Annotated in this window: 19 protein-coding genes and 1 pseudogene; 2 read left to right on the top strand and 18 right to left on the bottom strand. The window is 72.2% G+C overall.

Annotated elements, in window-relative coordinates:
* Nucleotides 1-16 precede the first annotated feature (16 nt).
* The 4 genes from DEI91_RS13735 to DEI91_RS13720 all read right to left on the bottom strand — a co-directional run bounded on the left by DEI91_RS13735 (nt 17) and on the right by DEI91_RS13720 (nt 2,460).
* Nucleotides 17-541 carry a hypothetical protein gene (locus tag DEI91_RS13735; protein WP_258374436.1) on the bottom strand — a complete coding sequence of 175 codons (525 nt, stop codon included), beginning with the start codon at nt 539-541 and terminating at the stop codon, nt 17-19.
* Nucleotides 542-621: 80 nt separating this feature from the next.
* On the bottom strand, nt 622-987 hold the full coding sequence (locus DEI91_RS13730) for a hypothetical protein (protein ID WP_111052827.1): 366 nt from the start codon (nt 985-987) through the stop codon (nt 622-624).
* Nucleotides 984-1,925, bottom strand: a complete 942-nt coding sequence (gene truB / locus DEI91_RS13725; protein WP_258374435.1) for a tRNA pseudouridine(55) synthase TruB — start codon at nt 1,923-1,925, stop codon at nt 984-986. Before truB ends, DEI91_RS13730 begins: the two co-directional genes overlap by 4 nt.
* An 88-nt stretch (nt 1,926-2,013) precedes the next feature.
* Nucleotides 2,014-2,460, bottom strand: a complete 447-nt coding sequence (locus DEI91_RS13720) for a hypothetical protein (protein WP_146244302.1) — start codon at nt 2,458-2,460, stop codon at nt 2,014-2,016.
* A gap of 52 nt (nt 2,461-2,512) precedes the next feature.
* Here DEI91_RS13720 and DEI91_RS13715 point away from each other — a divergent pair, with 52 nt between their 5' ends.
* Complete coding sequence (locus tag DEI91_RS13715) at nt 2,513-3,412, top strand: A/G-specific adenine glycosylase (protein WP_375537692.1); 900 nt, start codon at nt 2,513-2,515, stop codon at nt 3,410-3,412.
* Nucleotides 3,413-3,505: 93 nt separating this feature from the next.
* Here DEI91_RS13715 and rbfA read toward each other — a convergent pair whose 3' ends face one another.
* The 12 genes from rbfA to DEI91_RS13655 form a co-directional block, all read right to left on the bottom strand.
* Nucleotides 3,506-3,961 (bottom strand): 30S ribosome-binding factor RbfA, encoded by a 456-nt coding sequence (gene rbfA / locus DEI91_RS13710; RefSeq protein ID WP_111052824.1) that lies wholly within the window; start codon nt 3,959-3,961, stop codon nt 3,506-3,508.
* Nucleotides 3,962-4,045: 84 nt separating this feature from the next.
* Nucleotides 4,046-6,904: a translation initiation factor IF-2 gene (infB, locus tag DEI91_RS13705; RefSeq protein ID WP_111052823.1), complete on the bottom strand. Its 2,859-nt coding sequence runs from the start codon at nt 6,902-6,904 to the stop codon at nt 4,046-4,048.
* 74 nt (nt 6,905-6,978) lie between these two features.
* The gene (locus DEI91_RS13700) at nt 6,979-7,299 is read right to left on the bottom strand and encodes a YlxR family protein (protein ID WP_111052822.1); all 321 of its coding nucleotides are present in this window, start codon (nt 7,297-7,299) and stop codon (nt 6,979-6,981) included.
* An 87-nt stretch (nt 7,300-7,386) separates the two neighbouring features.
* Entirely contained in the window at nt 7,387-8,382 is a 996-nt protein-coding gene (nusA, locus tag DEI91_RS13695) for a transcription termination factor NusA (protein WP_111052821.1), read from the bottom strand.
* A 142-nt stretch (nt 8,383-8,524) separates the two neighbouring features.
* Entirely contained in the window at nt 8,525-10,276 is a 1,752-nt protein-coding gene (locus tag DEI91_RS13690) for a proline--tRNA ligase (RefSeq protein ID WP_111052820.1), read from the bottom strand.
* Nucleotides 10,277-10,336: 60 nt separating this feature from the next.
* The gene (gene ispG / locus DEI91_RS13685) at nt 10,337-11,467 is read right to left on the bottom strand and encodes a flavodoxin-dependent (E)-4-hydroxy-3-methylbut-2-enyl-diphosphate synthase (RefSeq protein WP_111052819.1); all 1,131 of its coding nucleotides are present in this window, start codon (nt 11,465-11,467) and stop codon (nt 10,337-10,339) included.
* Between the two features lie 66 nt (nt 11,468-11,533).
* Entirely contained in the window at nt 11,534-12,142 is a 609-nt protein-coding gene (locus DEI91_RS13680; protein ID WP_258374434.1) for a cysteine hydrolase family protein, read from the bottom strand.
* Nucleotides 12,139-13,671, bottom strand: coding sequence for a cytosine permease (locus tag DEI91_RS13675; protein ID WP_111052818.1), 1,533 nt, complete (start codon nt 13,669-13,671; stop codon nt 12,139-12,141). The genes DEI91_RS13680 and DEI91_RS13675 overlap by 4 nt, the downstream gene beginning before the upstream one ends.
* A 36-nt stretch (nt 13,672-13,707) precedes the next feature.
* Nucleotides 13,708-15,036, bottom strand: a complete 1,329-nt coding sequence (locus tag DEI91_RS13670) for an RIP metalloprotease (protein ID WP_181439610.1) — start codon at nt 15,034-15,036, stop codon at nt 13,708-13,710.
* Nucleotides 15,037-15,167: 131 nt separating this feature from the next.
* A complete protein-coding gene (locus DEI91_RS13665; RefSeq protein WP_111052816.1) occupies nt 15,168-16,253 on the bottom strand; it encodes a 1-deoxy-D-xylulose-5-phosphate reductoisomerase in 1,086 nt (361 codons plus the stop codon).
* Nucleotides 16,254-16,258: 5 nt separating this feature from the next.
* Nucleotides 16,259-17,227 (bottom strand): FKBP-type peptidyl-prolyl cis-trans isomerase, encoded by a 969-nt coding sequence (locus DEI91_RS13660; protein ID WP_146244301.1) that lies wholly within the window; start codon nt 17,225-17,227, stop codon nt 16,259-16,261.
* Between the two features lie 5 nt (nt 17,228-17,232).
* A complete protein-coding gene (locus DEI91_RS13655) occupies nt 17,233-17,730 on the bottom strand; it encodes an OsmC family protein (RefSeq protein WP_111052814.1) in 498 nt (165 codons plus the stop codon).
* Between the two features lie 95 nt (nt 17,731-17,825).
* On the opposite strand from DEI91_RS13655, the gene DEI91_RS13650 reads away from it, so the two are divergent.
* Nucleotides 17,826-18,812: an asparaginase gene (locus DEI91_RS13650; protein ID WP_111052813.1), complete on the top strand. Its 987-nt coding sequence runs from the start codon at nt 17,826-17,828 to the stop codon at nt 18,810-18,812.
* Nucleotides 18,813-19,776: 964 nt separating this feature from the next.
* Here the strand turns inward: DEI91_RS13650 and DEI91_RS13645 are convergent.
* Entirely contained in the window at nt 19,777-21,696 is a 1,920-nt protein-coding gene (locus tag DEI91_RS13645; RefSeq protein ID WP_220038092.1) for an FHA domain-containing protein, read from the bottom strand.
* A gap of 69 nt (nt 21,697-21,765) precedes the next feature.
* Nucleotides 21,766-21,834, bottom strand: a pseudogene (locus tag DEI91_RS16925) (zinc-ribbon domain-containing protein); the annotation flags it as partial.
* Nucleotides 21,835-21,880 lie beyond the last annotated feature (46 nt).

The raw sequence follows: 21,880 nt of genomic DNA, 5'->3' as shown, positions 1-21,880 counted from the left end.
GTGGCGTCCCTCCCCGTCATTCGGCGGACCCGAGGTGCTGGTCCACGACGGCCGCGTTGCGCGGCGGTACCTGGCCGGCGGCGACGCGGTGGTGCTTCCGCAGCCACCACAACCCCGCGATCGGCAGCACGAGCGGCGCGAACGCGTACCCCATGCCGTAGTAGGACCAGATGGTCAGGTCCGGGAACAGCTGGCGGTCGAGCAGCGAGAGCGTGCCGATGACGAGCACACCGGTCATCTCGAAGACGATGGTGACGCAGGCAACGCGGTACCAGGTCCGTCCGGGGACGATGAGGGCGACCATGGCGAGGATGTACACGATCGCCGCGACGGCGCTCAGCGTGTAGGAGAACGGCGCGAACGCGAAGTCCTCCGCGATCTGCACGACGCTCCGCCCGGTCGCCGCCAGGGCGAGGATGCCGTAGACCGCGATCAGCACCCGCCCGACACCGGTGGCCAGCGGGGACACCTTCGGCGCCGAGGCACGCTCGGCCGCGGTGCTCGCCGAGGAGGATCCACCTGCAGAGGACTTGGTCGCCATTGCACCGATCCTACCGATCACCGGGAGTGCCCGGACACGACGACGGAACGAGGGTCGACTCCCCGCGGTGGCCCCGGACCTCAGTTGAGGGCGAACCAGATCTGGTACATCCGGTAGACCATGACCGCGGCGGTGAACGCGCCGGCACCGAGCACGACCGTGCTCCACCGCGTGCGGTCGATGAGCGCCCAGACGATCGTGGCCGGCGGCACAAGGACGACCGAGACCGCGTACACCCAGAACTCGAGCACGTTGCCCCGCGGCGGGTTGCCCACTGCCGGGGCGACGAGCGCCACCACGAGCTGGACCAGGAGCAGGAGCTCGACGAGTGCCAGTGCCCCCACGGTGGCGTCGTCCGGCTTGCGCCCGACGAGCCCGAGGACGACGGCGACGACCCCGATCAGGCAGGCGATCGCGAACTGCACCCACATGAACCACTCGATCACGCGTTCGCTCCTGCCGCTGTGGGGAAGTTCGTGATGACACGGAGCTGTCCGCGTCGGACGGCGACGAGCCCGACGAGCCGGTCGCCACCGGCGGCGATCGCGGCCACGGGACCCTCCGAGTCGGGGTGGTCGACGCTGATCCGCTTGCCGTCGCCGAGGTCCTTCGCCTGGTGACCGTCGAGCTGCACGACCGGGAAGAGCCGTCGCGCGACGTCGGCCGGTCGGGCGAGCCTGCTGTGGACGTCGACGGCCTCGTCCTCGAGGTCGACGGCGTCGTCGACGGCGAACGGACCGACGACGGTCCGGCGGAGCGCGGTGAGGTGCGCGCCGGTACCCAGGGCGGCTCCGACGTCGCGTGCGAGCGCCCGGATGTACGTGCCGGACGAGCAGGACACGACCACGTCGAGGTCGATGACCGGGACGTCGGCGCCGTCGACCGACACCACCCGGTCGACGCGCCCGCGGACCTCGAACCGGTCCACCGTCACGCGCCGCGCCCGGAGCGTGACCGTTTCGCCCTTGCGCGCGAGGTCGTACGCGCGGCGGCCGTCGACCTTGATGGCGCTGACGGTCGAGGGCACCTGGTCGATCGGGCCACGGAGGGCCGCGACGGCCGCCTCGATCGCCTGGTCGGAGACCGCGTCGGCGGCGGCGCCGAGCGCGGAGACCGGGTCGCCGTCGGCATCGTCCGAGTCGGTCCCGACGCCGAGCCGGATGGTCGCCGTGTACGTCTTGCCGAGCCCCACCAGGTGGGTGAGGAGCCGGGTGGACGGGCCGACGCCGAGCAGGAGCAGCCCGGTGGCCATCGGGTCGAGCGTGCCGGCGTGGCCGATCTTCTTGAGGCCGAGGCGACGACGGGCGATCGACACCACACGGTGACTCGAGATGCCCTGCGGCTTGTCGACCAGGATGATGCCGTCGGGCTGGGTCACGAGCACCGCAGCAGCGTAGCAGCGCGGCCGCCGTCCGTCCCGTCGGCTCCCGTCCATGCATCCGCCTCGGTCCGCGGGCGCGGCTGCGGCGCCGTCAGCAGGCGTCGTTCCACTCGCGACGCGGGTGCTCCGGGTCGGTGACGTCGAGCACGGCCGAGGCGGCGATCTTGACGTCTGCGCGGCGCTCGAGTCGCCCGGCCTCCTGCTCGACCCACAGGGACCACCGCCACAACGAGCGCGTCCCCGGTGCGAGGAGTCCGGCGCCGTGGACGACGAGCACACCGTCGCCGGCGCCGGTGGTGCGGAACGGCGTGACCAGGTCGGCGCGGAGGACGTCGGCGTCGGTCGAGGGAGCAGCGGCGGCCATCGCGTGCACGCCGTGACGTTCGAAACCGGCGACGAGCGCTGCCGCGACGCGTTCGAGGTCGGTACCGTCCTGGCCGTCGACGGCGACCACCGTGCGGTTCGTCCCGACCTGTGCGATCACCTCGCTCGCGATCGCGGCCATGGTGTCGGTCTCCTGCGGTGCCCAGCGTGCCATCCCACCACCGTAGGCTGTCGTGGTGAACGCGGGCCGAGCCTCCAGTCCGTCGGTGGACGACACCGGCGTCCACACGCGATCGGACTTCCTGTCCCCCGTGTTCGACTGGTTCCGTCGGGAGGCCCGTGACCTGCCCTGGCGACGTCCCGGGTTCCCGGCCTGGGGCACGCTGGTGAGCGAGGTCATGCTGCAGCAGACGCAGGTCGCCCGTGTCGTCCCCCGGCTCGAAGCGTGGCTCACGCGCTGGCCGACGCCGGCCGACCTGGCTGCGTCGCCACCGGCGGAGGCGGTGCGGGCTTGGGACCGCCTCGGGTACCCGCGTCGCGCCCTGGCGCTGCACGCCGCGGCCACCGCCATCGCGGAGCGCCACGGGAACGTCGTCCCGCGGGACGTCGACGACCTCCTGGCCCTGCCCGGCATCGGCGACTACACGGCCCGCGCGGTCGCGGTGTTCGCGTACGGCGACCGGCACCCGGTCGTGGACGTGAACGTGCGGCGGGTGCTCGCCCGGGCCGTGCTCGGGCAGGGCGAGCCCGGACCGGCCAAGGCGAAGCAGGACCTGCCGCTCATGGAGTCCGTGCTGCCGGTCGAGCGCGACGCCGCGGCCGCCACGAACGCGGCCGTCATGGAACTCGGTGCGCTCGTCTGCGTCGCGCGGGCACCGGCCTGCGACGCGTGCCCGATCGCCGACCGCTGCGCCTGGCGAGCCGCCGGGTACCCGGACCACGACGGGCCACGCGCACCGAAGCAGGCGCGGTTCGCCGGCAGCGACCGGCAGGTGCGGGGCCTGCTCATGGCCGAACTGCGCGCCAGCGACGTCCCGGTCACGTCCGACGAGATCGCGCTCGTCTGGCCGGACGCGGAGCAGCGGGACCGGGCACTCGCGTCCCTGCTGCGGGACGGCCTGGCGGAGGGCGACGACGCCGAGGGCTACCGCCTGCCACGCGGCTGAGGCGCCACTGCGACACCCCCTCCCTCCACCTGGCGGGACACACGGAGCGCCCGTCACCGACCGGTGACGAGCGCTCCGTGGACGGGCGTGCGGTCAGCTGCGAGCCGCGTCCGACGCGTCGTCGTCCTCGTCCTCGTCGTGCTTGTACGGGTCGGCCTCTCCGGCGTAGGTCGCGCCGACCGCCGCCGCCTTGACCTGCTGGTCGCGCATCTGGGCCTGGGCGAGCAGGTCCTCGAGGTGCGCCGAGGTGTCCGGCAGGGCGTCCGCGATGAACTCGAGCGACGGCGTCAGCCGCGCGGTGATGTTCTTGCCGACCTCGGTGCGGAGCATGCCGGTCGCGGCCTTGAGCGCGGCGGCGGAATCGCCGCGCTCCTCGTCGGTCCCGTACACGGTGTAGAAGACGGACGCGTGCTGCAGGTCACCCGTCACCCGGACGTCGGTGATGGTGACGAAGCCGAGTCGCGGGTCCCGGAGGCCCTTGTCGAGCCGACGGGCGACGACCTCCTTGATGCGGTCGGCCATCTTGCGTGCGCGCTGCGGATCAGCCATGGGTTCCTCCTTGCGGAACGGGGTGAGGCCCCGCCCCTCCGGTCGGAGAGGCGGGGCCCAGGGTACTCAGTGCGATCAGTGCGATCAGTCGCGCGGCTTCTCGACGAGTTCGGTGGTCTCGATCTCGTCGCCGATCTGGATGTCGTTGAACTTGCCCAGACCGATACCGGCTTCGAAGTCCGTGCGGACCTCGGTGACGTCGTCCTTGAAGCGGCGCAGCGACTCGATGGCGAGCCCGTCCGCGACCACCACGCCGTCACGGATGACGCGCGCCTTGGCGTTGCGCGTGATCGTACCGGACCGGACGATGACACCGGCGATGTTGCCGAACTTCGAGGAACGGAACACCTCGCGGATCTCCGCGACACCCGACTGGACCTCTTCGTACTCGGGCTTGAGCATGCCCTTGAGCGAGTTCTCGATGTCCTCGAGTGCGTTGTAGATGACCGAGTAGAAGCGCACGTCGATGCCTTCACGGGCAGCGCGCTCGCGGGCCTTGACGTCCGGGCGGACGTTGAAGCCGACGACGATCGCGTTGTCGATGGTGGCGAGGTCGATGTCCGACTCGGTGATCGCACCCACACCGCGGTGCAGGATGCGCAGCTGGACGCTGTCGTCCACCTCGATGTCGAGGAGCGACTGCTCGAGCGCCTCGACGGCACCGGAGACGTCACCCTTGATGATGAGGTTGAGCGAGTCGACCTTGCCCTCTTCGAGCGCGCGGGTGAAGTCCTCGAGCGAGATGCGCTTGCGGGCCTTGGCCAGCTGGGCGTTGCGCTGCGCGGCTTCACGCTTCTCGGCGATCTGACGAGCGGTGCGGTCGTCCTCGGTGACGAGGAACGTGTCACCGGCGCGCGGCACGGACGACAGACCCTGCACCTGGACCGGACGGGCCGGCGTCGCGGCCTCGACCGCGTTGCCGTTCTCGTCCGCCATCGCCCGGACGCGGCCGTACGCCGTGCCGGCGACGATCGCGTCACCGACGTGCAGCGTGCCGGACTGGATGAGGACGGTCGCGACCGCACCGCGGCCCTTGTCGAGCCGGGCTTCGATCGCGACGCCTCGGGCGTCCTTGTCGGGGTTCGCACGCAGGTCGAGACCGGCGTCGGCGGTCAGCAGCACCGCGTCCAGGAGGTCCTGGATGCCGATGTTGTTCCGCGCCGACACGTCGACGAACATGACGTCGCCGCCGTACTCCTCGGCCACCAGGTTGTACTCGGTGAGCTGCTGGCGGACCTTGGCCGGGTTCGCACCGTCCTTGTCGATCTTGTTCACCGCGACCACGATCGGCACACCGGCCGACTGGGCGTGGTTCAGCGCCTCGATCGTCTGCGGCATGATGCCGTCGTCCGCCGCGACGACGAGGATCGCGATGTCCGTCACCTGGGCACCACGGGCACGCATGGCCGTGAAGGCCTCGTGACCCGGGGTGTCGATGAAGGTGATCGGGCGCTCGATGCCCTCGTGCTCGGTGACGATCTGGTACGCACCGATGTGCTGCGTGATGCCGCCGGCTTCGCCTTCGACGACCTTCGAGTTCCGGATCGCGTCGAGCAGTCGGGTCTTACCGTGGTCGACGTGACCCATGACGGTGACGACCGGGGGACGCTGCTGCAGGACGGAGTCGTCCTCGTCCGCGTACTCGGCGTCGATGTCGATGTCGAAGCCCTCGAGGAGCTCCTTGTCCTCGTCCTCGGGCGAGACGACCTGGATCTTGTAGCCGAGCTCCTCACCGAGGACCTCGAACGTGGCCTCGTCGAGGGACTCGGTCGCGGTCGCCATCTCACCGAGGTGGAACAGCACCGTCACCAGGTTGCCGGGGCTCGCGTCGATCTTGTCCGCGAAGTCCGAGATGCTCGCACCACGACGGAGGCGGATGACCGTGTTGCCGTCACCGCGCGGGACCTGCACGCCGCCGAGCGACGGCGCCTGCCGCATCTCGTACTCGGCGCGCTTCGTCCGCTTCGACTTGCGGGCACGGCTCTTGCCGCCGCCACGACCGAACGCACCGGCGGTGCCACCACCGGGGCCGCGGCCACGGCCGCCACCACCTGCGGGGCGCGGACCCGTGAACGCGGGACGGGCGAAGCCGCCACCTGCGCCGCCACCGGCTCCACCGGGACGGTTGAAGCCGCCACCGGCACCACCACGGCCGCCGCCACCCTGGCCCGGGCGCTGCCCGAAGCCGTTGGGACGGTTGTTCTGACCGGGACCACCGGGACGCGGGGCACCCGGACGCGGGGCACCGGGACGCGGCGGCTGGGGACGGGGGATGCCGTTGCCGCCACCCGCACCGGCGGCCGGGCGCTGGCCCATGCCCTGGTTCGAGGCGAACGGGTTGTTGCCGGGGCGCGGCGGACGTGCGCCCATGCCCTGGCTCGACGCATAGGGGTTGTTGCCGGGACGTGCGCCGGGCTTCGGGCCGCCCGGCTTCGGGGCGGCACCGGACGGCTTCGCGGCTCCGGGCTTCACGGCGTCGCTCGGACCCGAGTCCTTCGGCGCGTCGCCGTCCTGCTGGGCCTTCTGCTCGGCGGCCTTCTGCTCCGCGGCGGCCTTGCGAGCGGCCTCGGCCTCGGCCTGGCGCTGCGCGACCGACTTCGGTGCTGCGGGGACCGGTGCCGCGTCGGCGGCCGGGGCAGCGGGAGCCGCCTCGACGACGGGCTCGGGGGCGGGCGCCGGGCGCTTCGGACCGGGCTTGGGGCCACCGGGCTTCGGGGCACCGGAACGCGGTGCCGCGGGGGCCTTGGCGGCGGGGGCTGCGGGCGTCGACGACGCGGACGCGCCCTCTGCCTGCAGGGCTGCACGGAGCTTCCGTGCGACGGGGGGCTCGATGCTCGAGCTCGGGCCCTTCACGAACTCGCCGAGCTCCTTGAGCTTCTCGAGTGCGGTCTTGCTGTCGACGCCGAGCTCGCTTGCGATCTCGTGTACGCGTGGTTTAGCCACTGTTCTCCTTCACGGGTCCCACCCCGTCAAGGGGCAGGACTCACTGGATGACGGGTCTCATTTCGAGCCGCTCATCAGTTGTCCATAAGCCGTTCAGCCTGTTCTGTCATGTCCGGGTGCTCGGGTTCCGTGCGCTCCGGGCTCTGCAGCCCTGCGAGGTACTCACGCACCGCGGACGTGTCGGGATCACGCTCCAGCCGGAGCGCACGGCGGAATGCCCTGCGCTTGACGGCCAGTTCGTACGCTTCGACGGTCGGTGTGAGCCACGCCCCCCGGCCCGGCATGACTGCCTTCGGATCCGCCACGACGGAACCGTCGCTCAGGGCGACGACTCGGAGGAGGGAGGATCGGGTTGCACGACGACGACTGCCGATGCACGTTCTGACGGCGTCCACTCTACTCCTTGACTCCGACGACCGCGATCCGGCGCGCCCGAGGCCTCTCGCCACGAGCGAACCGGACCGCGCCGGTGGTGGTGTCCGTCAGTCGTCGCCGTCGAGGATCGAGTCCGGCTGGATGTCGATCCGGGCGCCCGTCAGCTTCGCGGCGAGGCGGGCGTTCTGCCCCTCCTTGCCGATCGCGAGCGACAGCTGGTAGTCCGGCACGAGAGCACGGACCGCCTTGGTCGAGGCGTCGAGCACGAACGCGCTCGTCACCTTCGCCGGCGACAGGGCGCTCGCGACGAACGTCGAGAGGTCCGAGGACCAGTCCACGATGTCGATCTTCTCGGCGCCGAGCTCGTTCGTGACCGACCGGACACGGGCACCGAGTTCGCCGATGCAGGCGCCCTTGGCGTTCACCCCGGGCTCGTTCGCCTTCACCGCCATCTTCGTGCGGTGCCCGGCCTCGCGGGCGAGCGAGGTGATCTCGACGACACCCGACGCGATCTCCGGGACCTCGAGCGCGAAGAGCTTGCGCACGAGACCCGGGTGGGTGCGGGACACCGTGATCTGCGGGCCCTTGTTGCCGCGGCCGACGCTCGTCACGTACACCCGGAGACGCATGCCGTGCGGGTACGCCTCGCCCGGGACCTGCTCCTCGGGGGGCAGGATCGCCTCGACGGTGCCGAGGTCGACCATGATCATCTTCGGGTTCGGCCCCTGCTGCACGATGCCGGCGACGATGTCGCCCTCCTTGCCGCGGAACTCGCCGAGGATCTTGTCGTCGCCGATGTCGCGGAGACGCTGGTTGATGACCTGCTTGGCCGCGAAGGCCGCGATCCGGCCGAAGTCGCTCGGCTGGTCCACGGACTCGCCGATGACGTTGTCGTCCTCGTCACGCTCGGGGACGAAGACCGAGACCTCGCCGGACTTCCGGTCGAGCTCGACACGGGCCTGGGCGTCGACGGGCTCGTCGTTCTCGGCGCGGTGCTTCTGGTAGGCGGTCAGGATGGCAGATTCGATGATCTGGACGAGCTCGTCGAACGGGATCTCCCGTTCACGCTCCATGAGTCGCAGGACTGCGAGGTCGATCTTCACCGAGGTGCCTCCGTATTCAGATGAGTCGCTCCCGCGGATGGGACCGCGCGGAAGCCGTCGTCGATCGTACCGCAGGAAGACGGGAGGCCCGTGGCGGATCCACCACGGGCCTCCCGTCGGCGTCACTCCGGACGCCACCCGCTCAGATCGCGCGGACCGCCTCGAGCAGGTCCGCGACGGGGACGTCCTGGCGGTCGCCGGTCGCACGGTCCCAGAGCTCGACGACGCCGTCGGCGGCACCCCGGCCCGCGACGACGACGACCGGCATGCCGAGCAGTTCGGCGTCCCGGAGCTTCACACCGGGCGAGACCTTCGGGCGGTCGTCGTAGACGACCTCGTACCGCTCGGCCTCGAGCTGCGCGACGATCGACTCCGCCAGGTCGAACGCGGTCGCGTCCTTGCCGGTCGCGACGACGTGCACGTCGAACGGCGCCACGTGCTTCGGCCAGGCGAGGCCCTTCTCGTCGTTGTGCGCCTCGGCCAGGATCGCGAGGATGCGCGTCACCCCGATGCCGTACGAGCCCATGGTGACGGTGGCGAGCTTGCCGTTCTCGTCCTGCACCTTCAGGCCGAGCGCCTCGGCGTACTTGCGTCCGAGCTGGAAGACGTGGCCGATCTCCATGCCGCGGGCGGTCTCGAGCGGGCCGGAGCCGTCCGGTGCCGGGTCGCCGGCGCGGACGTCGGACACCTCTGCGACGCCGTCGGCGACGAAGTCACGCCCGGCGACCAGGCCGGAGACGTGCACGCCACGCTCGTTGGCGCCCGTGACCCAGCTCGTGCCGTCGACCACCCGCGGGTCGACGAAGTAGCGGAGCCCGGTCGCGCTGTCGGTACCGAGCACCTGCGGTCCGATGTAGCCCTTCACCAGGCCGCGGTGCTTCCGGAAGTCGTCGTCACCGGCGGCCTCGACCTCGGCCGGGGCGAACGCGACCTCGGCGCGCTTGAGGTCGACGTCGCGGTCCCCGGGGAGTCCGACGACCACGACCTCGCGCGTGCCGTCCAGGTGTGTCAGTGCGAGGACGACGTTCTTGAGCGTGTCCGCCGCCGTCCAGGGCGCACCGGCACGCGGGGCGACCTCGTTGGCGTGCGCGACGAGCGACTCGATCGTCGGGGTGTCCGCCGCGGGCAGGAGCACCGGCTCGGGGAGCCCCTCGGTCGACCGCGCCTCGGGCACCGGCGTCACGTATGCCTCGACGTTCGCGGCGTACCCGCCGGCACTCCGGACGAAGGTGTCCTCGCCGACGGCGATCGGGTGCAGGAACTCCTCCGACTTCGATCCACCCATCGCGCCGGCGTCCGCCTTGACGATGACGTACTCCAGACCGAGGCGCGCGAAGATCCGCTCGTAGGCGTCGCGCATCACCTGGTAGCTGCGCTCCAGGCCGGCGTCGTCGAGGTCGAACGAGTAGGCGTCCTTCATCGTGAACTCGCGCCCGCGCAGCAGCCCGGCGCGGGGACGGGCCTCGTCGCGGTACTTGTCCTGGATCTGGAACAGCGTGACCGGCAGGTCCTTGTAGGAGGAGTACAGGTCCTTCACCAGGAGCGCGAACATCTCCTCGTGCGTGGGCGCGAGGAGGTAGTCGGAGCCCTTGCGGTCCTGCAGGCGGAACATGCCGTCGCCGTACTCGGTCCAGCGGTTCGTCGCCTCGTACGGCTCGCGCGGCAGCAGCGCCGGCAGCAGGACCTCCTGCGCCCCGGCGGCCACCATCTCGTCGCGGATGATGCCCTCGATCTTCGCGCGGACCTTCAGGCCCAGCGGGAGCCAGGCGAAGATGCCCGGCGACTGGCGACGGACGTACCCGGCGCGGACGAGCAGCTTGTGGCTCGTCACCTCGGCGTCGGAGGGGTCGTCGCGGAGCGTGCGGAGGAAGAGATGGGAGAGCCGTGTGACCACGCCGCAAGCCTAGCGGCGCGCGGTCGCGGTCCGCCGCGCCTGTGGACGGGAGGTGAGGACCTACGAGGTGACGACGAGCGGCTTGCCGGTGCCGGCGGCCGGGCCCATCTCGTCGGCCAGGCGGTTCGCCTCGTCGATGAGGGTCTTGACGATCTCGGCCTCGGGCACGGTCTTGATGACCTGGCCCTTCACGAAGATCTGGCCCTTGCCGTTGCCGGACGCCACGCCGAGGTCTGCCTCTCGGGCCTCGCCCGGACCGTTCACGACGCACCCCATGACGGCGACGCGCAGCGGGACGGTCATGCCCTCGAGCCCGGACGTGACGTCGTTCGCGAGCTGGTAGACGTCCACCTGGGCGCGGCCGCAGCTCGGGCAGGAGACGATCTCCAGTTTGCGTTCGCGGAGGTTGAGCGACTGCAGGATCTGCAGCCCGACCTTGACCTCCTGCGCGGGCGGCGCGGAGAGCGACACGCGGATGGTGTCGCCGATGCCCTCACCGAGCAGGATGCCGAACGCGGTCGCGCTCTTGATCGTGCCCTGGAACTCGGGGCCCGCCTCGGTGACACCGAGGTGCAGGGGCCAGTCGCCGCGCTCGGCGAGCTGCCGGTACGCCTTGACCATGACGATCGGGTCGTTGTGCTTGACCGAGATCTTGAAGTCGTGGAAGTCGTGCTCCTCGAAGAGCGACGCCTCCCACACCGCGGACTCGACGAGCGCCTCCGGCGTCGCCTTGCCGTACTTCTGCAGCAGGCTCGGCTCGAGCGATCCGGCGTTGACGCCGATGCGCAGGCTCACGCCGGCGTCCTTCGCGGCCTTCGCGATCGCGCCGACCTGGTCGTCGAACTTCCGGATGTTGCCCGGGTTCACGCGGACCGCGGCGCACCCGGCGTCGATGGCCTGGAAGACGTACTTCGGCTGGAAGTGGATGTCCGCGATCACCGGGATCTGCGACTTCTTCGCGATGATCGGCAGTGCGTCGGCGTCGTCCTGGCTCGGGACCGCCACGCGGACGATGTCGCACCCGGACGCGGTGAGTTCGGCGATCTGCTGCAGCGTCGCGTTGATGTTCGTGGTCGGCGTCGTGGTCATCGACTGCACGGACACGGGGGCGTCGCCACCGACCAGGACCTTGCCGACCCGGATCTGCCGGGACTTGCGACGCGGGGCCAGGGTTTCGGGGGCCTTCGGCATTCCGAGGTTCACTGCGGGCACGGTGGGAACTCTACGCGCTCGTCCACGGAACGCGGTGCGGCCGGCTCACAGGGAGTCGACGACCGTGACGAGCGGCGCGTACAGCCGCATCGCGGCGAGTGCGCGGGCGTGGTCGTCGTCGCTCGCACCCGCGCACGCCTCGGCGACGACGGTCACACGGGCGCCCGCGTCGGCCGCGGCCAGCGCCGTCGACAGGACGCAGCAGTCGGTCGACACCCCCGTGAGGACGAGGTGCGGACGGTCCCCGGTGACCCGTCGGAGGCCCGTCCCCCACTTGCCGAAGGTCGGTTCCGTGACGACCGGCGCGCCGTCCGTTGCCAGCGCGGTGAACGGCTCGGTCAGTGCGTACAGCGGGTCGGCGTCGGGCACGAGCGCGAACGGCCACTCGCGGTAGTACGGCTGCCACGCTCCCGCGGGGTGTTCCGGGGCGACGAACCGGGTGAGGACGGTGCGGCCCGCGAAGTGTGGCAGGAGCCGCTCGACGGCCAGCGACGCCTCGGCGTACCGCGGTGCCGCCCAGGGGCTGTCGCCGGTGAAGACCCGCTGCATGTCGATCACGACGAGCCACGCATCGGATGTGTCCGGTGCATCAGCCCTGCCCGGTGCGTCGGGGCCGCCCGGTGCGCCGGGGCCGCTCGGTGCGTCGTCCGTCACGGGCGCAGTTCCTCTGCTGGCACGCGGGACACCGGTTCCGTGACGGGCAGCGCCTCCTGCCGACGGACCGTTCCCCGGCCGAGCAGCACGGTCCCGAGGAACCCGACGAGCAGCGCGACGAGGACCCCGAGGTTCGCGTACGCCCAGGCGCCGTCCCGTCCGCCGAGACCGACGGGTCCGAGCAGGAAGCCCTGCCAGTTCAACCAGGCGGGCACCCCGTAGGTGTTCGTGACGAGCCCCCACCCGAGCACCGTCCCTGCGGCGACCAGCGCGATCGCGGTCCAGCGCACGTCGCCGTACCGACCGCGCGGGCTGTCGAGCTCGCCCTCCGCGTAGGCCCGCCGCCGGAGCAGCACGTCGGCGACGAACACGCCACACCAGGCGGCCACCGGCACGCCGAGCGTCACGAGGAAGGCCTGGAACGGCTGGATGAAGCTCGTCGCGAAGAACACGACGTAGACCGCGCCCGCGACCATGAACACCCCGTCGACAGCTGCCGCGACCGGCCGCGGGATCCGCACACCGGCGCTCAACAGGGCGAGGCCGGACGAGTAGATGTCCAGGACGGCACCGCCGACGAGCCCGAGGATCGCGACGAGCGCGAAGGGCACGAGGAACCACACCGGCAGCAGGGTCGTCAGCGCGCCGATCGGGTCGGCACCGACCGCAGCGCTGAGGTCGGGCGAGGAACCGGCCAGCAGGATGCCGATGACGACGAGGACCGCGGGGGCGAGGGCGCCGCCGAAGGTCGTCCAGCCGACGACCCCCCGGGTCGAGGCGGACCGCGGCAGGTACCGGGAGTAGTCGGCCGCCGCGTTCACCCAGCCGAGCCCGAAGCCCGTCATCACGAGCACGAGGGCGCCGATGACGTTCTGCGCGCTGCCGGACGGGAGGGCGGTGAGCGTGCCGAGGTCGATCGACGGCAGCGCCAGCACCACGTAGACGACCGTGAGCACCGCCGTGACGACCGTGATCCAGGTCTGCAGCCGCATGATGACGTCGAAGCCGGCGATCCCGGCGCCGACGACGAGGGCCGCGACCACCACGAGCGCGACGGTCTTCGTCACGACGCCGTCGTCCCAGCCGAGTTCGCGGAACACGGTCGACGTCGCGAGCACCGCGAGCGCGGCGAGCGCGGTCTCCCAACCGACGGTGAGCACCCAGCTGAGGAAGGACGGCAGGCGGTTCCCCCGCACGCCGAACGCCGCGCGGCTGAGCACCATCGTCGGTGCGGAGCCGCGCTTGCCGGCGATCGCGACGATGCCGCACAGCAGGAACGAGAACACGACGCCGACCACGGAGACCACCAGCGCCTGTGCGAGTGAGATCCCGAAGCCGAGCACGAACGACCCGTAGGCGAGACCGAGCACCGAGATGTTCGCCGCGAACCACGGCCAGAACAACCCGCGGGGCCGGCCCTTCCGGTCGGCTTCGCCGATGACGTCGGTGCCCTGCTGTTCGACGGTCCGGGTCCGCCCGGTGGTCGACCCCTTCGACGGCTCGGGACGGGCCACGGGTTCTGCGCTCATGCGCGCCAGCGTAGTGCGCCGACGGCTCCGCTCGCGCTAGCCGAACAGGTCGACCGGTCGGACGAGGTCGGCGTAGATGAGGAGCGCGCTCATGCCGGCGAGGAGGACGACCACGACCATCGTGAGGGGCATCGTCTTCGCCAGGTCGATCGGCCCCGGGTCCGCCTTCCCGAACAGCCGGAAGGCACGACGCTTCACCGCTTCCCAGACCGCCCCCGCGATGTGCCCGCCGTCCAGCGGCAGGAGCGGCACCATGTTCAGCACGAACAGCCCGATGTTGAGCGATGCCAGCAGTCCCAGGATCGTGTACACCTTGTCGACGACGGGCACGCCGCTCATCGAGGACACGGTGCCGATCGCCCGGCCGACGCCGACGACCGACACCGGGCTGTCCTGCGCCCGCTCCTGTGCGCCGAAGGCCGCGTTCCACACGGCGACGAGCCGCTGTGGCAGGTCGATCACGAGATGTGCCGACGCGGCGATCTGCGCAGCGGTGGCCGGCAGCACCGCGGCGGGCGACTGCCGGACGAGCGTCTGCCCGATGCTCACCCCGACGACACCGACGCGCTCGGTCTTCGTCGTCCCGTCGCGGTCCTTCGCGACCGTACCGTCCTCGGTGTAGACGTCGCGGGTGGCGAGCTGCGGGGTCACCTGCAGGGTGCGTTCCGCGCCGTCGCGCTCGACGACGACCTCGACGGTCTCGCCGGCGGAGCGCTGGAACGTCTCCGAGACCTGCGCGATCGTGGGGTTGCGGACCCCGTCGACGGACAGGACGACGTCACCCGACCGGAGCCCCGCCTCCTTCGCGGGCGAGACCGCGTCGCCCTCGGTGCACGTCGTCCGCGCACTGGTCGGCAGGACACAGTCGACGCGCGAGGTGAACGTCGTCGTCGGCGCCCCGAAGCCGACCAGCAGCACCCCGAACAGCAGGATCCCGATCACCAGGTTCATCGCGGGCCCCGCGACCATCACGATGATCCGCTTCCAGGGCGTGAGCCGGTAGAAGGCCCGGGAGTCGTCGCCACCGGACTCCGCGATCTGCTCGGCGCTCGCGGCCCGGGCGTCCTGCACGAACGCCGAGTACATGCCCGTGTTCGTGATCTCCCGTCCGGAGGCGCGCGGCTTGAGCATCCCGACCATGGAGATGTAGCCGCCGAGCAGGATCGGCCGGATGCCGTACTCGGTCTCGCCGCGACGGAAGGACCAGATGGCCTTGCCGAAGCCGAGCGAGTACTGGGTCACCTTGACGCCGAAGAGCTTCGCGAAGGCCAGGTGGCCGAGCTCGTGGAGGCCGATCGACACCAGCAGGCCGATGACGAAGACGACGACGCCGAGGACGAAGAGCAGGACGGTTCCGACGGTCACCGGGAAAGGGTACGGGACGCTCGCCATGACGGAGCCGTGCGCGACCTGGGTGGGAGGGCCCGCCTCCCGGGTGGGACCCCCGGACGAGCAGACCGCGCGTCCGACCGACCGGACGGGAGGCCCGGCTCGCGTCAGCGGGCCAGGATGCGGTCGGCCTGCTGCCGGGCCTCGCGCTCGGCAGCGAGGACGCCGTCGAGCGACGGCTCCCCCGCGGTGTGGGCGTCGACGACCCGAGCGACCGTGTCGACGATGTCGAGGAACCCGATCGCGCCGGCGTGGAAGGCGGCGACGGCCTGCTCGTTCGCGGCGTTGAACACCGCCGGGAACGTGCCGCCGAGCGTGCCCACCCGCTTGGCGAGGTCGACCGCGCCGAACGCCTCGGCGTCGAGGGGCTCGAAGGTCCAGGTGCTCGCGGTCGTCCAGTCCAGTGGCACCCCGACGTGCGGCACCCGGTCCGGCCAGGCGAGCCCGAGCGCGATCGGGAGCCGCATGTCCGGCGGCGATGCCTGCGCGATCGTCGACCCGTCGACGAACTCCACCATCGAGTGCACGACCGACTGGGCGTGCACCGTGACGTCGATGCGGTCGTACGGCACGTCGAACAGCAGGTGGGCCTCGATGACCTCGAGGCCCTTGTTCACCAGGGTCGCCGAGTTGGTGGTCACCACGAGGCCCATGTCCCACGTGGGGTGGGCGAGCGCCTGCGCCGGCGTGACGTCCACGAGTTCTTTCCGGGAGCGCCCACGGAAGGGTCCACCGCTCGCGGTGAGCACGAGCCGACGGACCTCGGCGTCGCTGCCCGACCGGAGCGCCTGGGCGATCGCGGAGTGCTCGCTGTCGACCGGGACGATCTGCCCGGGTGCCGCGGCCGCCTGCACGAGGGGACCACCGACGATGAGGCTCTCCTTGTTCGCCAGCGCCAGGGTGGCTCCGGTCTCGAGGACCGCGAGGGTCGGGCCGAGCCCCACCGACCCGGTGATGCCGTTCAGCACGACGTCGGCCGCGACGCCTCGGACGAGTCGCTCGGCGTCCGCGGCCCCGAGCGCGGTGTCACGGACGCCGTACCGATCGGCCTGCTCGGCGAGGCCGTCGGCGTCCGTGCCCGCGGTCAGGCCGACGAGCTCGAAGCGGTCGGGGTTCCGCTCGATGACGTCGAGCGCCTGCGTGCCGATCGACCCCGTGCTGCCGAGGAGGACGACGCGGCGGCGGCCCGACACCGGGCTCAGCCCTTGGCCAGCAGGTCGACGACGAACACGAGGGTCGCGTTCGCGGGGATGCCCGAGCCCTCCGGCGGGTTGGCGCCGTAGCCGTCCTCCGGCGTGACGACGATCATGACCTGCGAGCCGATCTTCTGCCCGACGAGTCCCTTGACGAACCCGGGGATGAGCCCGCTGTTCGAGATCGTGAAGGTCGTCGGCGAGCCCTTCGACCACGAGGAGTCGAACTCCTTGCCGCCCTCGTACGCGACGCCCTTGTACTGCACGAGCGCGGTGTCGCCGTCCTCCACGACGTCACCGTCGCCCTGCTTGATGACCTCGGCCGTGGTCTTCGTGGGTGCGTCGGTGTCCGGGATGGTGATCTCGGGCTCGCCGTCCGCCTTGTCCTCGACCGTGGGGAGCGCCGGGTCCTGGTCCTGCGGCGTGCCGGTCGACTTGGTCGGGGTCTGCTGGACGACGTCCGCGACGACGACGATCGACCCGCTCGTGTTGAAGCCGAGGGCGGCGGCCTGACCGACGACGGCGACGCGGTCACCGACGTGCGCGCAGGCGAGGAGGGCGCCGAAGCCGGTGCCGCCCACGGAGAGGACCTGCGGGTTCCCCTGGTCGAAGCCGACGGTGACGAGGTTCTCCGCGTCCTCCGCGTTGTACGCCGAGTACGCGACCTGGACGAAGTCGCCGTCCGCCAGGGCCGCGCCCTTCCCCTTGACGGCGCGGGTCGCCTGTGCGGGGTCGGCGGTGAGGCCGTCGTCGAAGGTCACCTTCGGTGCCGTTGACCCGCCGACCTCGCCCGTGACCTCGATCGAGTCGGACGCCTTGCCCGGCTCCGGGCAGGAGGTGATCGGCGTGGCGCTGGCGCCGGGGGTGGACGTGGCGGAGGCCGAGGCGTCCGAGGAGCCCGACCCCGAGCAGGCGGCGAGGCCGAGGACCACGGCGGGCACGAGGGCGATCGGGAGCAGGCGGAGACGCTTCACACGGGTCATCCTGCCGTACCTCCCGTTGCGTCGGCTCCGAGGACGACGATCTCCGGCTCGTGGTGGACGGGGAACGCCACCGACCGTGCGATGAAGCACAGCCGGTTCGCGTCGGCGTGCGCGGCCCGTGCGTCCTCCAGCCGGTCGGCCTCGCGGATGGTCACCACGGGACGGAGGACGGCGCCGGTGAGCTCACCCGAGCCGTCGCGGTGCAGGTCGAGGGTGGCCGTGGCGCGGTCGTCGTACGCGACCACGGTGAAGCCCCGCGTCACGGCGACGTGCAGGTAGCTGAGCATGTGGCACTGGCTCAGTGCGGCGAGGACGAGCTCCTCGGGGTTCCACCGGTCGCGGTCGCCGCGGAAGGTCGGGTCCGCGCTGCCGGCGACGTCCGGCTTGCCCGCGGCACTGACGACGTGGTCGCGTCCGTAGTCGCGGTACCCGCTCGTACCGCTGCCCCGGTCCCCAGTCCAGTGCAGGGAGACCTCGTAGGAGTGGTCGTTCATCGCGGTCCTCTCGTCCTGTGGGTCGTCGGCGTCGTGTGGGTCGTCGGCGTCGTGCGGGTCGTCGGCGTCGTGTGGGTCGTCGGTAGGATCGCGCCATGCGCACGGCCACCAGCACCGACCGTCATCCTCTCACCGCCGACGGCTCGGTCGAGCTGGCCGTCCTCGACCGGTCCGGCTTCGACGAGAGCCGACACGTCGGCGCGGGCGTGGTCGTGGGGACCGACGGCAGGGTGCTCGACGCGGTCGGTGACGTCGGTGCGAGCATCTACCCCCGATCGACGATGAAGCCCCTGCAGGCGCTGGCGATCCGTCGTTCCGGTGCGGTCTTCTCGGGCGCCGAGCTGGTGATGACGACCGCGAGTCACGCCGGGACCCCGTCCCACCAGTCCCTCGCACTGCGGATGCTCGAGCGGTTCGACCACGTCGAGGAGGACCTCGGCTGCCCGCCCGACCTGCCGTTCGACCGGGACACCGCGCGGAGCATGCCCGGTCCTCGACGGCTGGCGATGAACTGCTCGGGGAAACACGCGGGCATGCTCGCCGCCTGCCGGGTGCACGGGTGGGACGAGGCGACGTACCTCGACATCGAGCACCCGCTGCAGCAGGCGGTCCGGAGCACGGTCGAGGACGCCACCGGCGAGGTCGTCGACGTCGTCGGGACCGACGGTTGTGGCGCTCCGGTCTTCCCGCTCACCCTGACCGGGCTGGCGCGGGGCATCGCCGGGGTCGTGGCGCGCGCCGACGAGGAGTCCGCGGCCCTGACCGACGCGGTCCTGGCGGACCCGTGGGCGATCGACGGCGTCGGACGGGCGAACACCGTCACCGTGGAACGACTCGGTCTGCTGGCGAAGCTCGGTGCCGAGGGCGTGATGGTGATGGGGGTGCCCGGCGGGCCGGCCGTCGCCGTGAAGGTGCTCGACGGAGCCCTCCGCGCGGGGACGCTCGCGGCCCTGACGCTGCTCGTGCGGAACGGCCTGGTCGACGCCGCCGCCGCGGACGAGGTGCTGCAGGCGACCGGCGAGCGCGTCCTCGGTGGCGGTCTGCCCGTCGGCGCGGTCCGTGTCGGAGCAGGGCTCCGCTGACCTGACGGCGTCCGGCCTCGACGCTGCTCCTCCGCGGTGCGGGGCAGGTGGTCGCCCGTGGGACAGACGAGGAGGGGCAGCGTCGGCGAGATCACCGTCCCGGCCTCGTCGTCCGTGTCGGCGTCCGCAGCGCCCCGGGCACGGCGTCCCTCCGAGAGCCGGCACCCGTAGCGGGTGACGTCCACCACCGCACCCCTCCGACGCGGTGACGCCGCGAGGCCGGGGACGAGCACGACGGTCCCGAGCAGCACGCCGTCGTCGGCGACGAGCGACGCCGCCGCGGTCCCGTCCGGCATGCCCGCGCGGACGGTCCGCCCACCGAGCACCGCCGTCTCCGCCGCCACCCGGAGCTCGGCACGGAGCGCGGCGGGACCCGTCCTCTGCCGACATCGGTCGAGTTGGTCGACGAGGGCCGCGAAGACCGCGCTGGCCAGGGCTCCCCGACCGCGGACGACGACCCCCGCGCTCGCGTCGACCGTCACGATCCGTCCCGCCGGGTCCCGTCCGGCGACGAGTCTCCGTGCCGTCCCCGTCCGGGGCGGCGGATCCCCGGCCTCGGGCCAGGGCTCGACTTCCGCCTCCGCCTCTGCCTCCGGCTCCGCCTCCTCCGCGCACGGGGCACCCTCGTTGTCGGTCTCCGGCGGCGGCGGGACGACCACTGGCGGACTCCCCCGGTCCGCTCCACTCGACTGCAGCACGAGACCGATCACCGCGACGACCACCGCTGCCGCGACCAGCACGACGCGGTCGCCACCGGTGGCGACGAGCGCCCGGGCCGCCACGAGGACCGCGACGACCGAGATGACGCTCCGTGCGGTCCGTGTGTCCATGCACCGATCACACCGCTGCCCGCCCTCGGACGGAGCGTCCGACGGCAGGCTGTGGAGGACCGCCGTTGCCACACGGGTCGTGGACGACGGTCATGAGTGCACGGGACGAGCTCGTACCCGCGCACCGTTCCGCGTCACTGCACGAGGAAGAACTGCTCCCCGATGTCGACGCGCGCGCCCCGCTCGACCCGGTACCGGCGGCCGGGCTCGCACCGGCGGATCGACCCGTCGATGTGCCGGATAATCGTCCCGTTGCCCGAAAAGCGGTCGGACACCCACAGGTCGTCGCCGTCCCGACCGAGTTCCAGGTGGGTCTTCGACACGGACTTGCCGGGGTCGCGGATCGTCAGCAGGCCGTCGAACTGCTCGTCCGCCTCGGGGCGCGGGAGTCGGCCGAGCAGCGCCGACCCGTGGACCCCGAGGCGCTCGCCCGTGCTGAAGTGCAGCAGGAACGGGACCTGTGCCGGCGCGCGGGACACGATCCGGGTCGCCTCGACGTCCGCGTCCGGGCTCGCACCGCCCGCGTCCTCGCCGACGGGGCCCGTGTGCTCGGCCGCCGGCGTGGCGACCGCGGCCGGGGCGCCGTCGCCCGACCGGGGCGGGGCGACCGGCGGCAACGGGGCGGCGACCGGCGGCAGCGGGGCGGCGACCGGCGGGAGCGGGGCGGCGACCGGCGAGAGCTGTGCGCTCGTCCCTGCCCGGGACTCTCCGGTGGGGCCGGTCGACGGGCCCATGGACGGTCCACGGGCTGGTTCGTCCGCCTGCTCGGCGACCGTGTCCGCCCGGCTGTCGTCGGCGGTGTCGTCCGGGGCGGCCTCGGCCGTCCCCGGACCGTCCGCATCGCCCGTGGCGGGGTCGACACCGAGCTCGGGGGCGTCTGCGGGATCGTCGACCGCAGCCCCCTGGCGGGCGTCGTCGTCGTCGGGGACGGTCGTGCGGGCCGGAGGGCCATCGACACCGCGCGGGTCGAGGCCGTCGACCACGACGTCGGCGTCGTCACCCCGGTCGCGGACGGTGGCATCGTCGTGAGCGGTCGCTCCGTCGCCGGACGAGCCCGCGTCGTCGGAGCCCTCTCCGGATCCGGCGGACGCGGTGTCCGGCAGACCGTCCGACTCCTCGGTGAGGTCGTGGGCGTCCGACACGGCACTACGGAGGGCGTCCTCGTCGGCGGCCCAGTCCGGACGGGTGAGGGGCAGGGGCATCACCGGTCCGGTGAAGGCCGCGGTCACGGCCGGACGGACCGAACCGCACTCCTCGCAGAAGATGTCGTCGGGCTCGAGCGTGTGGCCGCACACGTGGCAGGCGGTGCTCTGGCTGCCCGGCGGGACGAGCGGCGCCGGACGCGGTGCTCGGCGCTCCGGGGGCAGTCGGAAGACCGCCGTGTCGCCGGGTCGAGGCGCGTCGTCGGCCCGCTGGAGCTGCGGGTCGTCGCCGTCGGTCTGCTCGAGAGCCGCGGGCGCGCTCGTCGCCTCGGTGGACGGCGCGCGTCCGATCCACCACGACGGGCCGGACGGCGGTGCGGTCGGGGTCGACTGCGGTGCCCAGGTCGACTCCACGCCGGTGGACGCGTGCGGCGTCGGGTCGTCCTGATCGGCCACTGCACGCTCGTCCCAGGCGTCCGCCCGCTGGACCTCGGGGTCGTCCTGCGGTGCGAGCGTCTCGGCGGGGAACGCGTCGGGGTCGAGCGTCGGTTCGACGGGGGGCTCGTCGGCGGTCGACCGCCCCGTCCAGTCACCGAGACCGGAGCCGGAGCGGTGCACGTGCGACGGGGCACTCCGGGGGGCGAGGTCGTCACCGCTGGTGTCCTCCGTCCCCGACGAGGTGTCCGCGAGACCCGTCCGGCGGTCGCCCGGACGCGGCTGGTCCGCCTCGGCCGACCGGTCCACCCCGGTCGATCCGTCCTGGTGGTGCTCCGGCGGGGTCTGGGCGGTCGGCGACGAGACACGGTCGGCACCGGTCAACCAGGCCCGCGTCGCCGGGTCGAGGGTGGACTCGGGCAACCAGGCGTCGGCGGCGGTGTCGACCCCGTGACCGGGCTCACCGGGCTGCTGCAACGGGGGCGGGGTGCCGCGGTCGACGGCTTCGACGGGTGCCGTGCGACGCGCTGCCGAGGTCGTGACGGCTCGTCCGCACTCACCGCAGAAGATCGCTCCGTCCGGGAGCGTCGATCCGCAGTGTTCGCATCTGATCACAGGGTGCCTCTGTCCTCGTCCGACCGTCCGCCAGGTGCTTCCGGCC

The sequence above is a fragment of the Curtobacterium sp. MCBD17_032 genome (assembly GCF_003234855.1).
In the GTDB taxonomy this organism is placed as follows: domain Bacteria; phylum Actinomycetota; class Actinomycetes; order Actinomycetales; family Microbacteriaceae; genus Curtobacterium.
This window is presented reverse-complemented; position numbering and strand designations above follow the sequence as displayed.

What these genes read in the sequence shown, in the direction of transcription:
- DEI91_RS13735 (WP_258374436.1), bottom strand. Translation starts at nt 541, where the DNA reads ATGGCGACCAAGTCCTCTGCAGGTGGATCCTCCTCGGCGAGCACCGCG.
- DEI91_RS13720 (WP_146244302.1), bottom strand. Translation starts at nt 2,460, where the DNA reads ATGGCACGCTGGGCACCGCAGGAGACCGACACCATGGCCGCGATCGCG.
- rbfA (WP_111052824.1), bottom strand. Translation starts at nt 3,961, where the DNA reads ATGGCTGATCCGCAGCGCGCACGCAAGATGGCCGACCGCATCAAGGAG.
- ispG (WP_111052819.1), bottom strand. Translation starts at nt 11,467, where the DNA reads ATGCCGAAGGCCCCCGAAACCCTGGCCCCGCGTCGCAAGTCCCGGCAG.
- DEI91_RS13675 (WP_111052818.1), bottom strand. Translation starts at nt 13,671, where the DNA reads ATGAGCGCAGAACCCGTGGCCCGTCCCGAGCCGTCGAAGGGGTCGACC.
- DEI91_RS13655 (WP_111052814.1), bottom strand. Translation starts at nt 17,730, where the DNA reads ATGAACGACCACTCCTACGAGGTCTCCCTGCACTGGACTGGGGACCGG.
- DEI91_RS13650 (WP_111052813.1), top strand. Translation starts at nt 17,826, where the DNA reads ATGCGCACGGCCACCAGCACCGACCGTCATCCTCTCACCGCCGACGGC.